Source organism: Nonomuraea sp. NBC_00507 (genome assembly GCF_036013525.1).
GTDB lineage: Bacteria > Actinomycetota > Actinomycetes > Streptosporangiales > Streptosporangiaceae > Nonomuraea.
Window position 1 is genome coordinate 848,317 of the sequence record NZ_CP107853.1, and the last position, 12,504, is coordinate 860,820.

Annotated in this window: 10 protein-coding genes and 1 pseudogene; 6 read left to right on the top strand and 5 right to left on the bottom strand. The window is 69.9% G+C overall.

The annotated features are described in order from the left end of the window. Window positions 1-4: 4 nt before the first annotated feature. The 5 genes from OHA25_RS04435 to OHA25_RS04455 all read right to left on the bottom strand — a co-directional run bounded on the left by OHA25_RS04435 (window position 5) and on the right by OHA25_RS04455 (window position 5,015). Complete coding sequence (locus tag OHA25_RS04435; RefSeq protein WP_305914385.1) at window positions 5-1,189, bottom strand: ABC transporter permease; 1,185 nt, start codon at window positions 1,187-1,189, stop codon at window positions 5-7. Next, window positions 1,186-1,869 carry an ABC transporter ATP-binding protein gene (locus OHA25_RS04440; protein ID WP_327586338.1) on the bottom strand — a complete coding sequence of 228 codons (684 nt, stop codon included), beginning with the start codon at window positions 1,867-1,869 and terminating at the stop codon, window positions 1,186-1,188. The genes OHA25_RS04435 and OHA25_RS04440 overlap by 4 nt, the downstream gene beginning before the upstream one ends. Further along, window positions 1,866-3,080: an efflux RND transporter periplasmic adaptor subunit gene (locus OHA25_RS04445; RefSeq protein ID WP_327586339.1), complete on the bottom strand. Its 1,215-nt coding sequence runs from the start codon at window positions 3,078-3,080 to the stop codon at window positions 1,866-1,868. The genes OHA25_RS04440 and OHA25_RS04445 overlap by 4 nt, the downstream gene beginning before the upstream one ends. A 211-nt stretch (window positions 3,081-3,291) precedes the next feature. Beyond that, window positions 3,292-4,086, bottom strand: a complete 795-nt coding sequence (gene proC, locus OHA25_RS04450; RefSeq protein WP_305914382.1) for a pyrroline-5-carboxylate reductase — start codon at window positions 4,084-4,086, stop codon at window positions 3,292-3,294. 47 nt (window positions 4,087-4,133) lie between these two features. Further along, window positions 4,134-5,015 carry a proline dehydrogenase family protein gene (locus OHA25_RS04455; RefSeq protein WP_327586340.1) on the bottom strand — a complete coding sequence of 294 codons (882 nt, stop codon included), beginning with the start codon at window positions 5,013-5,015 and terminating at the stop codon, window positions 4,134-4,136. Window positions 5,016-5,086: 71 nt separating this feature from the next. On the opposite strand from OHA25_RS04455, the gene OHA25_RS04460 reads away from it, so the two are divergent. The 6 genes and pseudogenes from OHA25_RS04460 to clpB all read left to right on the top strand — a co-directional run bounded on the left by OHA25_RS04460 (window position 5,087) and on the right by clpB (window position 12,419). Beyond that, window positions 5,087-5,533: a hypothetical protein gene (locus OHA25_RS04460; RefSeq protein WP_327586341.1), complete on the top strand. Its 447-nt coding sequence runs from the start codon at window positions 5,087-5,089 to the stop codon at window positions 5,531-5,533. 271 nt (window positions 5,534-5,804) lie between these two features. Continuing rightward, a complete protein-coding gene (gene dnaK, locus OHA25_RS04465) occupies window positions 5,805-7,673 on the top strand; it encodes a molecular chaperone DnaK (protein WP_305914379.1) in 1,869 nt (622 codons plus the stop codon). After that, entirely contained in the window at window positions 7,673-8,293 is a 621-nt protein-coding gene (gene grpE / locus OHA25_RS04470) for a nucleotide exchange factor GrpE (protein WP_327586342.1), read from the top strand. The genes dnaK and grpE overlap by 1 nt, the downstream gene beginning before the upstream one ends. A 20-nt stretch (window positions 8,294-8,313) precedes the next feature. Further along, on the top strand, window positions 8,314-9,486 hold the full coding sequence (dnaJ, locus tag OHA25_RS04475; protein WP_327586343.1) for a molecular chaperone DnaJ: 1,173 nt from the start codon (window positions 8,314-8,316) through the stop codon (window positions 9,484-9,486). Window positions 9,487-9,489: 3 nt separating this feature from the next. Continuing rightward, window positions 9,490-9,813: pseudogene (locus OHA25_RS04480) on the top strand (heat shock protein transcriptional repressor HspR); the annotation flags it as partial. Window positions 9,814-9,845: 32 nt separating this feature from the next. Next, a complete protein-coding gene (clpB, locus tag OHA25_RS04485; RefSeq protein ID WP_327586344.1) occupies window positions 9,846-12,419 on the top strand; it encodes an ATP-dependent chaperone ClpB in 2,574 nt (857 codons plus the stop codon). Window positions 12,420-12,504: the final 85 nt, after the last annotated feature.

The following is a 12,504-nucleotide window of genomic DNA, read 5'->3' on the forward strand; positions in this document are numbered from 1 at the left end:
CCCGCTACTCGGCGCGGAGGGCGATGACGGGGTCCAGCCTCCCCGCCCTCCGCGCCGGCGCCACGCCGAAGAACACGCCGACCGCCGCCGACACTCCGAAGGCCAGTGCGATCGACCACCACGTGATCGACGCCGGCACCTCCGTGAACGCGGCGATGGCCAGCGAGCCGCCGACCCCGAGCAGGATCCCGATGAGCCCGCCGATCGTGGTCAGCAGCACCGCCTCGATGAGAAACTGGGCCAGGATGTCTCGCTGCCTGGCCCCCAGCGCCTTGCGCAGCCCGATCTCGCGGGTGCGCTCGCGCACGCTGACGAGCATGATGTTCGACACGCCGACCCCGCCGACCAGCAGCGAGATGCCCGCGATGGCAGCCAGCACGCCGGTGAGCATGCCGAGCACGCTGCCGATCGTGCCGAGCAACGCGGTCTGCGTGACCGCGGAAAACTGCTCGCCCGGATAGCGGGACCGCAGCGCGGCCGTCACCTTGTCCGACAGCGCGTCGATCTCGTCCGGCCCGGAGGCGCCGACGGCCATCCCGTTGATCCGCTCGAGCCCGAACAACCGCTGCGCCGTGGTCACCGGGATGTGGATCTCCTGGTCGCGGGAGAGCCCGAACGTCTGCCCGACCTCGGCGTACACCCCCACCACCCGGAACCTGGCCCCGGAGATCGTCACCTGCCGGCCGATCGGGTCGAGGTCGCCGAACATGCGGTCGGCCACCTCCGAGCCGAGGACGGCCACCCTGCGGCGGGTGTCGACGTCGGTCTCGCTCAGCGGGCGGCCCTTCTCGACCGGCCGCTCGAAGATGTTGACGAGATTCTGGTCGGTGCCGACCACCGTGACGAACGCCTCCGTCCGGCCGACGCGCACGGTCTCGCCCGACTGCAGCGAGACGGTCACCTTCGACGGGTCGCCGACCACGCGCCGCACGTACGCCACGTCGGCCAGGTTGAGCTTGCTCTGCGTCGGCGCCGCGCCCAGGCTGATGCGCCCGGGGACCACCAGGATGATATTGGTGCCGAGGCCCGAGATCTGCTTCTCGATCTCGTCCTTGGCGCCGGTGCCGATGGCCACGAGGATCACCACGGCGAGCACGCCGATGACGACGCCGAGCATGGTCAGCACGCTACGCAGCCGGTTGACCCGCAGCGCCTCCAGCGCCATCGCCAGCGCCTCGCCCGTTCTCACGCGGTGTCCTTCTCGATCAGCCCATCCCGTACGTGGATCTGCCGCCGGGCGTGGGCGGCGACCTCCGGCTCGTGCGTGACCAGCACCACGGCCACCCCCCGGTCGCTGTTGAGCCGGTCGAGTATGCCCATCACCTCCGCGCCGTTGGCGGTGTCGAGGTTGCCGGTGGGCTCGTCGGCCAGCAGCACCTTGGGCTCCCCGACCAGCGCCCTGGCGATGGCGACCCGTTGCTGCTCGCCACCGGACATCTGGGACGGCCGATGCCCCATGCGGTGCCCGAGCCCGACGGACTCCAGCGCCGCCTTGGCCCTGGCCCGCCGCTCGGACCTGCCGACGCCCCGATAGACCAGCGGCAGGGCCACGTTGTCCAGCGCGGTGGTCCGGCCCAGCAGGTGGAAGGACTGGAAGACGAAGCCGATCGTCTTGTTCCGCAGGTCCGCCAGGGCGGTGTCCGACAAACCCGACATCTCCACCCCGTTGATCCTGAGCGTCCCCGAGGTGGGCCGGTCCAGACAGCCGAGCAGGTGCATGAGCGTGGACTTGCCGGATCCCGACGGGCCCAGGATCGCGGCGAATTCGCCCGGCCCGATCGTCAGCGAGACGCCGCGGAGCGCCTCCACGGCCACGCCGTCGAGCTGGTAACGCCGGGTGAGGTCCACCGCCTCCATGGCCGGCGTCATGGCAGACGCTGCCCTTGCCGGACGGAGTCGGCCCCCTTGACCACGATCCGGTCGCCCACGGTCAGCCCGCTCAGCACCTCGACCACCGCGTCGCCCTGCGCGCCGAGCTTGACGACGCGCCGCTCGGCGACTCCGTTCCTGATCACCCAGACCACGCTCTCGCGCCCGCTGGAGACGATGGCGGAGGCCGGGGCCGAGACCGCGGACGGCGACTCGCGCACGGTCAGCCGGGTGACGGCGCTCATCCCCGGTTTGGGGGTGGGCGCCTGCGAGCCGTCGTCGAACGTGCCGGCGCCGAGCGTGAGCCGTACCGGATAGCTGACGCCGCCCGTGGTGCCCTCCTTGGGGGTGACCCCGATGCCGGTGACCACGGCCGTGTACGTGGCCCCGGGGACGGCGTCCAGCTCGACCGCGGCCTTCACGCCCTTCTTGACCAGCAACACGTCGGTCTCGTCGACATCGGCGTCCAGCAGGAGCGTGGAGACGTCGGTGACGGTGGCGATCGTGTCGCCCGCCGAGACGGGCACCCCCGTCGCCACAGGCGTCCCGCCCGAGGAGCCCCCCGAGGGCATGGACGGCAGTTGCTGCCCGCCTCCGCCAGGGATCTGGCTGAGCAGGCTCTCGACGCCGCCCCCTCCACCGCCGCCCGACACGCGGCCCAGCGTGACGACCCCGCCGAACGGCGCCTTGATCGTGAGCGACTTGACCGTGCTCTCCGCCGCCTTGACCGCGGCCTTGGCCTGGGACGTCGAGGCCGCCTGGAGTGAGGCCATGGAGCTCGACAGGCCGCTGGTCACGCCGGACAGGATGCCGTTGATCGAGCGGTTGAGCTGGACGGTGATCGTGGCCAGGGCCTTGGTCTGCGCCTTGTGCTGGTCCTGGGCCAGGTCGATGGCCTGGAGCAGTTGCTTGCGCGCCCTGGCGTCCTCGACCTTCTTCGCCTCCTTGCGGGCTGTGGCGAAGTGCGCGGCGACCTTGCGGTCGAACGCCCTGGTGTCGAGCGACGGCAGGCGCACGCTCGGCATGGCGACGCCTGCCGGGGCGGCCATCTTGGAGGCCTGGCGGGCCTGTTCGAGCTGGCTCTGGGCCTGAGGCGAGCGGATCTTGGCCAGGATGTCGCCCTTGCGGACGCGGTCGCCCTCGCGGACGTACAGCTTGGCGATCGTGCCCTGGGCCGGGGAGCGCAGCGTGGCCGAGGCTCGCGCGCCCACCGTGGCGGGAGCCTCGACGACCTCGGTGACCGGGGCCCGCCGGACGTCCCCGACCTGGACGTTCGACGGCTCCTCGGACGTGCAGCCGGTCAGTGTTAAGAGGACGAGCAGCGGCGCAACGCCGCGACGTAACGTCACCCGAGACATCGTATGAGCCGGTGCCGCCGGGCCGCCGACCGGCTCTCAGCGAGCTCTCAGGCTCCCAGCCCTCTCAGCCGGAGCCGAGCTGGCGGCCGCGGTCGCGGGCGGCCTCGATGGCGGCCAGGAACGCCGCACGCACGCTGTGCCGCTCCAGCTCGGCGATCGCGGCGATCGTCGTGCCGCCCGGCGAGGTGACGGCCTCGCGCAGGATGACCGGGTGCTCGCCTGAGTCGCGCAACATCACGGCCGCGCCGACGATGGACTGGGTGACCATGTCGAGCGCGGCGGCCCTCGGCATGCCGAGCAGGATGCCCGCGTCCACCATGGCCTCCACCAGGTAGAAGAAGTAGGCGGGGCCGCTGCCGGACAGCGCCGTGGCGGCGTCCTGCTGGGACTCCGGGATGCGCAGCACCTTGCCGACCGGCTTGAGCAGGTTTTCCGTCAGCTTGAGGTGCTCCTCCCCCGCGTGCGCGCCCGCCGAGATCACGCTCATCGCCTCGTCGAACCTGATGGGCGTGTTGGACATCACCCGCACCACGGGCACGTCGACGCCCAGCCGCTGCTCGACGAACGACGTCGTGATGCCGGCCGCCGCGCTGATCACCAGGCGGTCCGCGGGGACGTAAGGGGCTATCTCGGCCAGGAGCGTGGCCATGTCCTGCGGCTTGACCGCCAGGATCAGCGTGTCCGCCGCCTTGGCCGCCTCGGAGTTGGAGACGGTGCGCACGCCATAGGTCTCGCGCAGCGCCTGCGCCCGCTCGGCCCGGCGGGAGGTCGCCATGATGTCGCCCGGCTTGAAGCCCGCGCGCAGCAGGCCAGACAGCAGGGCCTCGCCCATCTTGCCCGTGCCCAGAATCGCAATCACGCTGGCAGCCTACTAACACCCCTCCGGTGTTCGGTTGCGGCCGTGGCCTATCGGCGGGAGAGCAGCGACCTGAGGAAGAAGGTCAGGTTGCGGGGGCGCTCGGCGAGGCGGCGCATGAGGTAGGCGTACCAGTCGGAGCCGTACGGGACGTAGACGCGCATCTGGGCGCCGAGGCCGGCCAGACGGGCCTGCTCGTCGGGGCGGACCCCGTACAACATCTGGTATTCGAAGCCCGTCACGTCGCGCCCGAAGAGCACGGCCAGCGTGGAGGCGATGCGCACCAGCCTGGGGTCGTGCGTGGCGACCATGGGGTAGCCGGTGCCGGCCATGAGGATCTTCAGGCAGCGGACGAACGAGCGGTCGATGTCGGCGGGGCGGGTGTAGGCGCCGGGAGCGGTGTAGGCGCCCTTGCACAGGCGCACCCGGGCGCCGCCCAGCTTCTCGCAGCGTTCCAGCGCCTCCGGCAGGTAGGCCTGCACCACCACGCCCACGTCCGGATGGTCCCTGCGCAGCGCGGTGTGCACGGAGTGCAGCCCCGGGATCGTGTCGTGCTCCTCGGCGTCGAGCGTCACCGTGACGTTCCTGGCCGCGGCGGCCCGGCAGATGGTGGCGGCGTGGTCGAGCGCGAGCTGCTCCGACAGCCGCAGCCCGAGCGCGGTGAGCTTGACCGACACGTCGGCGCCCGCGGGCAGCAGGTTGAGCAGCGACAGGTATTCGCGCACGGTGTCGCCGGCCTGCGCGGGATCCGTCACCTCCTCACCGAGGTGATCGACCGTGACGAGCAGCCCACTGCGGGTCAGCTCGTCGATCACGGGGCCGACGTCGTCGGCGACATAGCGCCTGACGACGTCCCTGGTCAGCGGGGAGGTGGAGATGACGCGCTCGGCGCGTTCGCTCTTGGAGACGGCGAGCAGAGCCTGACGGAGCACGGGAACCACACTAACTCCGGTATGACGCTGAACCGGGAACGAGCCTTGTCCGTCGTATGAGTATGCGCACAATGACGAAAGCGACTCTTCTGGCCGGGTCCCTGGTGCTCGCGACGAGTTGTGCCACGGCGCCGCCCCCCAAGCAGGCCGCGTCCTCCACGCCCGACGCCCCGGTCGCCGTGAGCCCGGTCACCACCGCCCCCACGAAGGGACCGGAGCCGGTCAAGCCGACGGGCAACGCCATCAACGTCCACAAGGTCCGCTGGACCAAGGCCACGCCGGTCGCCAAGGGCAAGAAGATCCAGCTCATCTGGTCGTCCGGCGTCGCCCCGTGCACCGTGCTGCACAAGGTCAAGGTCAAGGAGACGAAGAAGAGGGTCACGATCACCCTGTACGAGGGCACCGCGCCCAAGGCCAGGAACGTGTCCTGCATCATGATCGCGGTGGAGAAGACCACGACCGTGAAGCTGAAGAAGGCGCTCGGCAAGCGCAAGATTGTGGACGGTTCCAAAACGTGACATGTGCCGCTGATCACCGACTGGTGCCGACGTCACCCCGGACAACCCCTGCGGCGACCCGGCAGGCCTCGACGGCACCCTGAGGCTGAGAGCCGTCATCAAAGTGGACCCCGGCGCACACCCACCGCCGGGGTCCACTTTGTCGTGCAGAATCTGGAATACAGCGACGCTCACAAGGGTTGAGTCGAGTAGGCTCAAGTCGTTTGACAAAGACGACAGGCATCCGTAACTTGAGTCCGACCGACTCAACTTTGACTACAAGGACGTACTCATGGCACGTGCGGTAGGTATCGACCTTGGGACGACCAACTCCGTCGTCTCGATCCTCGAGGGCGGTGAGCCCACCGTCATCGCCAACGCGCAGGGCTCGCGGACCACGCCGTCCGTGGTCGCCTTCGCGAAGAACGGCGAGGTCCTGGTCGGCGAGGTCGCCAAGCGGCAGGCCGTCACCAATGTGGACCGGACGATCCGCTCGGTCAAGCGGGAGATGGGCACCAACTGGTCCAAGGAGATCGACGGCAAGAAGTTCTCCCCGCAGCAGATCAGCGCCTTCGTGCTGCAGAAGCTGAAGCAGGACGCGGAGGCCTACCTCGGTGAGAAGATCACCGACGCGGTGGTCACCGTCCCGGCCTACTTCAACGACGCCCAGCGCCAGGCCACCAAGGAGGCCGGCACGGTCGCGGGCCTCAACGTGCTCCGCATCATCAACGAGCCCACCGCGGCGGCCCTTGCCTACGGGCTCGACAAGGAGCAGGACCAGACCATCCTGGTCTTCGACCTCGGTGGCGGCACCTTCGACGTGTCGCTGCTCGACGTCGGCCAGGAGGACGGCCACGGCTTCGTCGAGGTCAAGGCCACCTCCGGTGACAACCACCTCGGTGGTGACGACTGGGACCAGCGCGTCGTGGACGAGCTCGTCAAGCGTTTCCAGAACGCGCACGGCGTCGACCTGGCCAAGGACAAGATGGCGCTCCAGCGCCTGCGCGAGGCCGCCGAGAAGGCGAAGATCGAGCTGTCCAGCCAGTCCGAGACCAACATCAACCTGCCCTACATCACGGCGTCGTCCGAGGGCCCGCTGCACCTGGACGAGAAGCTCACGCGCAGCGAGTTCCAGCGGCTGACGGCCGACCTGCTCGAGCGGACCAAGGGCCCGTTCCACCAGGTCATCAAGGACGCCGGCATCAAGGTCGCCGACATCGCGCACGTGGTGCTCGTCGGCGGCTCGACCCGCATGCCCGCCGTGACCGAGCTGGTCAAGGAGCTGACCGGCGGCAAGGAGCCCAACAAGGGCGTCAACCCGGACGAGGTCGTCGCCATCGGCGCCGCCCTGCAGGCCGGTGTGCTCAAGGGTGAGGTCAAGGACGTCCTGCTGCTCGACGTGACCCCGCTGTCGCTGGGCATCGAGACCAAGGGCGGGATCTTCACCAAGATCATCGAGCGCAACACGACGATCCCGACGAAGCGCTCCGAGGTCTTCACCACGGCCGAGGACAACCAGCCGTCGGTGCAGATCCAGGTCTTCCAGGGCGAGCGCGAGATCGCCGCGTACAACAAGAAGCTCGCCACGTTCGAGCTGACCGGCATCGCGCCGGCGCCGCGCGGCATCCCGCAGATCGAGGTCACCTTCGACATCGACGCCAACGGCATCGTCAACGTCGGCGCCAAGGACCTGGGCACGGGCAAGGAGCAGTCGATGACGATCACCGGCGGCTCCGCGCTGCCGAAGGACGACATCGAGCGCATGATGCGCGAGGCGGAGTCGTACGCCGAGGAGGACAAGAAGCGCCGCGAGGAGGCCGAGGTCCGCAACAACGCGGACGGTCTGGCCTACCAGACGGAGAAGTTCCTCCGCGAGAACGACGACAAGGTCCCCGGCGACATCAAGACCGAGGTCAACGACGCCCTGGCCGAGCTGAAGAAGGCTCTGGAGGGCACCGACACCGACGTCATCCGCACCTCGGCCGAGAAGCTCGCCACCGTGAGCCAGAAGATGGGTTCGGCGATCTACGCCGCGAGCCAGGGCCAGCAGGCCGGCGGCGAGGGCGCCCCGCAGGACGCCTCCGCCGGTGACGGCCAGAAGGCCGACGAGGACGTGGTCGAGGCCGAGATCGTCGACGACGAGCCGAAGAAGGACAAGTGATGCCGGCGCGTGAAAACGGGCATGAGGAGCCAGTGATCCGCGACAAGCGCAAGATCGACCCGGAGACGGGGCAGGTCAGGGAGACCGCCGCCGCCGACCAGGCGGCCGGGCAGCCGTTCGCCGAGGCGCCGGCTGCGCCCTCCCCCGACGGCGAGCTGGCCGCCCAGCTCGCCGAGCGGACCGCCGACCTGCAGCGACTTCAGGCCGAATACGTGAACTACCGCAGGCGGGTCGAGCGCGACCGGGCCGCGGTCAGGGAGCAGGCGGTCGCGGGTGCGCTGGTGGAGCTCCTGCCCGTGCTCGACGACATCGGCAGGGCCCGCGACCACGGTGAGCTCACCGGGGGCTTCGCGAAGGTGGCGGAGTCGCTGGAGGCGGCCGTCACCAAGCTGGGCCTCAGCTCCTTCGGACAGAAGGGCGAGCCCTTCGACCCGACCGTCCACGAGGCGCTGATGCACAGCTACTCCCCGGACGTGACCGAGCCGACCGCGATCGAAGTGCTGCAGCCTGGATACCGCATGGGTGACAGGGTGCTCCGCCCGGCGCGCGTGGCCGTGGCCGAGCCCGAAGACGCGCCCGCGGCGCCCAATGGCGACGCACAATCCGAAGAAGACAACTGATCGAGGACGAAGGGCCCTAGATGAGCACCAAGGACTACTTGGAGAAGGACTACTACGCCGTCCTTGGTGTGCCCAAGACCGCCACCGCCGATGAGATCAAAAAGGCGTACCGCAAGCTCGCCAGGCAATACCACCCCGACAGCAACCAGGGCGACGCGACCAAAGAGGCCAAGTTCAAGGAAGTCTCAGAGGCTTACGACGTCCTGTCCGACAGCAAGCGCCGCAAGGAATACGACGAGGCGCGCACGCTGTTCGGCTCCGGGGTGGGCGGCCAGCGGGCCGGCGGTGGCGGTTTCCCGTTCGACTTCGGTGACCTGTTCGGCGGGACCGCGCAGCAGGGCCACGGCGGCGCGGGTGAGCGGCTCGGCGACCTGTTCGGCGGGCTGTTCAACCGCGGTGGCTCTACCCGCACCACCACGACGTCCAGGCCACGCCGCGGCCAGGACGTCGAGTCCGAGGTCACGCTGACGTTCACCGAGGCGGTCGAGGGCACCACGGTGTCGCTCAGATTGACCAGCTCGGCCGCCTGCGCCGCATGCACCGGCACCGGCGCCAAGGCGGGCACGACCCCCAGGGTCTGTCCCACCTGCGAGGGCACCGGCGCGGCCAGCCGCAACCTGGGCAACTTCGCCTTCTCCGAGCCCTGCCGCGACTGCAAGGGCCGCGGCCTGATCGTGGACGACCCCTGCCCCGTGTGCGAGGGCAGCGGCCGCGCCAAGAGCACCCGCACCATCCAGGCCCGCATCCCTGCCGGCGTTGCCGACGGCCAGCGGGTCAAGCTCAAGGGCAAGGGCGCCCCGGGCGAGAACGGCGGCCCGGCCGGCGACCTCTACATCCAGACCAACGTGAAGCCGCATGCCGTGTTCGGCAGGTCGGGTGACAACCTGACCGTCGCGGTGCCGGTGACGTTCACGGAGGCAGCGCTGGGCGCCGAGATCAAGGTGCCGATTCTCAAGGGCCTGCCGGTCACGCTGCGCATCCCCGCGGGCACGCCCAACGGGCGCACGTTCCGGGTGCGTGGCAGGGGCGTGGCCCGCAAGGACGGCACGAAGGGCGACCTGCTCGCCACCGTCGAGGTGACCGTGCCGAAGACGCTCGACGACAAGTCGCGCGAGCTCCTGACCGAGTTCAACACCGCGACCGCGGGGGAGGACCCGCGCGCTGATCTCATTCAGCGAGCCAGAAGCGAGTAGCCGATGGACGCCAATTACTTCGACCTGTCAGACGACACACCCGTCTACGTGATCTCGGTGGCCGCGCAGCTGTCCGGGCTCCACCCGCAGACCCTGCGGCAGTACGACCGGCTGGGGCTGGTCAGCCCTGGCCGGACCGCCGGGCGCGGCCGCCTCTACTCCACAAGAGACATCATCCAGCTCCGCGAGGTGCAGCGGCTCTCCCAGGAGGAGGGCATCAACCTCGCGGGCATCAAGCGGATCCTCGAGCTCGAGAACGAATCGCTGCGGCTGCGTGAGGAGGTTCACCGCCTGCGTGCCGAGATGCGGATGGTCAGAGCGTTGATCCGCTATGAGCTGCCACCGGGGGCTTAGAAGGAATGGAATACAAGCTCACCCAGAAGAGCCAGGAAGCGCTCTCGGGGGCCATGCGGCGTGCCGCCGCTGAGGGCAACCCGGAGATCGCCCCGGCTCACCTGCTGACCACGCTGCTGTCGCAGACGGGCGGCACCGCCGTTCCGCTGCTCGAGGCCGTGGGCGCCGACTGGCGCACGCTGCGGGCGCGAGCCGAGGAGCTGCTCGCGGCGCTGCCGAAGGCGCAGGGCGCGACGGTCGGGGCGCCATCCAGCTCCCGCCAGCTGCTCACCGTGATGAACACCGCGGCCCAGCACGCCAACCGCCTCGAGGACCTCTACGTCTCCACCGAACACCTGCTCGTGGGCCTCGCCGCCGACGGCGGCCAGGCGGCCGAGCTGCTCAGGTCGCAGGGCGCGACGCCGCAGGCGCTGCTCGACGCGTTCGAGAAAGTACGCGGCCACGCCCGCGTCACCAGCGAAACCCCTGAAGACACCTACCAGGCACTGGAGAAGTACGGCGTCGACCTGACCGAGCGCGCCCGCGCCGGCAAGCTCGACCCGGTGATCGGCCGCGACAGCGAGATCCGCCGCGTGGTCCAGGTGCTCAGCCGGCGCACCAAGAACAACCCCGTGCTGATCGGCGAGCCCGGTGTCGGCAAGACCGCCGTCGTCGAGGGCCTGGCGCAGCGCATCGTGGCCGGCGACGTGCCCGAGTCGCTGCGCAACAAGCGGCTCATCTCGCTCGACCTGGGCGCGATGGTGGCCGGCGCGAAATACCGCGGCGAGTTCGAGGAGCGGCTCAAGGCCGTGCTCTCCGAGATCAAGGAGAGCAACGGGCAGATCGTGACGTTCATCGACGAGCTGCACACCGTGGTCGGCGCGGGCGCCGCCGAGGGCGCCATGGATGCGGGCAACATGCTCAAGCCCATGCTGGCCCGGGGTGAGCTGCGCATGATCGGCGCGACCACGCTCGACGAATACCGCGAGCGCATCGAGAAGGACCCGGCGCTGGAGCGCCGCTTCCAGCAGGTCTACGTGGGCGAGCCCACGGTCGAGGACACGATCGCGATCCTGCGTGGGCTGAAGGGCCGCTACGAGGCCCACCACCAGGTGCAGATCGCCGACAGCGCGCTGGTGGCCGCCGCCGCGCTGTCCGACCGCTACATCACCAGCCGTTTCCTCCCCGACAAGGCCATCGACCTGGTCGACGAGGCCGCCTCGCGGCTGCGCATGGAGATCGACTCCCGTCCCGTGGAGATCGACCAGCTCCAGCGCAACGTCGACCGCATGAAGATGGAGGAGCTGGCCCTGTCCAAGGAGACCGACGAGGCCTCGGTGCAGCGCCTCGAGCGGCTCCGCAAGGAGCTGGCCGACCGCCAGGAGGAGCTCAACGCCCTCGTCGGCCGCTGGGAGCAGGAGAAGGCCGGGCTCAACAAGGTCGGCGAGCTGAAGAAGCAGCTCGACGAGGCCCGCGGCGCCGCCGAGCGGGCGCAGCGCGACGGCGACTTCGAGGCCGCGTCGCGGCTGATGTACGCCGAGGTGCCGCGGCTGGAGCAGGCGCTGCAGGCCGCCTCCGAGGCCGCGCCGCCGGACAACGCCATGGTCAAGGAGGAGGTCGGCGCCGACGACATCGCCGAGGTGATCTCGTCGTGGACCGGCATCCCCGCGGGGCGCCTGCTGGAGGCTGAGACGGCCAAGCTGCTGCGGATGGAGGATGAGCTGGGCAGGCGGCTCATCGGCCAGCAGCAGGCCGTACAGGCCGTCTCCGACGCCGTACGCCGCAGCCGGGCGGGCATCGCCGACCCCGACCGCCCGACGGGCTCGTTCCTCTTCCTCGGCCCGACCGGTGTGGGCAAGACGGAGCTGGCCAAGGCGCTGGCGGAGTTCCTGTTCGACGACGAGCGGGCCATGACCCGCATCGACATGAGCGAATACTCCGAGAAGCACAGCGTGGCCAGGCTCGTCGGCGCGCCGCCCGGTTATGTCGGCTACGAGGAGGGCGGTCAGCTCACCGAGGCCGTGCGACGGCGCCCGTACACCGTCGTGCTGCTCGATGAGGTGGAGAAGGCACACCCCGAGGTCTTCGACATCCTCCTCCAGGTGCTCGACGACGGGCGGCTGACCGACGGCCAGGGCCGCACGGTCGACTTCCGCAACACGATCCTGATCCTCACCTCCAACATCGGCTCGCAGTTCCTCATCGACCCCAAACTGGAGAACGGCGCCAAGCGGGACGCCGTCATGGGGGCGGTGCGCACGTCCTTCAAGCCGGAGTTCCTCAACCGTCTCGACGACGTCATCCTGTTCGACGCGCTGGGCACGGAGGAGCTGGCGCAGATCGTCGACCTGCAGGTCGAGCGCCTGGCGCGGCGCCTGGCCGATCGCAGGCTGACGCTGGACGTCACGCCGGCGGCGCGCGAGTGGCTGGCCATGACCGGCTACGACCCGCTGTACGGCGCCCGCCCGCTGCGCCGCCTGGTCCAGTCCGCCATCGGCGACAAACTGGCCAAGTCCGTGCTGTCGGGTGAGGTCGTGGACGGCGACAAGGTCATCGTCGATCTCGGCGACGACGAGCTGCTCATCCAGCGAGCCGCCTGACCCCTGAGGGAGCCCGGAGATCCACCCGCGATCTCCGGGCTTCTGCGTGTCATGGCGCGGTCATCGGGGCCGCACCTTGGTAAGG

Excerpts from the sequence above, each read along its gene's own strand:
- OHA25_RS04440 (WP_327586338.1), bottom strand. The coding sequence starts at position 1,869 with ATGACGCCGGCCATGGAGGCGGTGGACCTCACCCGGCGTTACCAGCTC.
- OHA25_RS04460 (WP_327586341.1), top strand. The coding sequence starts at position 5,087 with ATGACGAAAGCGACTCTTCTGGCCGGGTCCCTGGTGCTCGCGACGAGT.
- dnaK (WP_305914379.1), top strand. The coding sequence starts at position 5,805 with ATGGCACGTGCGGTAGGTATCGACCTTGGGACGACCAACTCCGTCGTC.
- grpE (WP_327586342.1), top strand. The coding sequence starts at position 7,673 with ATGCCGGCGCGTGAAAACGGGCATGAGGAGCCAGTGATCCGCGACAAG.
- dnaJ (WP_327586343.1), top strand. The coding sequence starts at position 8,314 with ATGAGCACCAAGGACTACTTGGAGAAGGACTACTACGCCGTCCTTGGT.
- clpB (WP_327586344.1), top strand. The coding sequence starts at position 9,846 with ATGGAATACAAGCTCACCCAGAAGAGCCAGGAAGCGCTCTCGGGGGCC.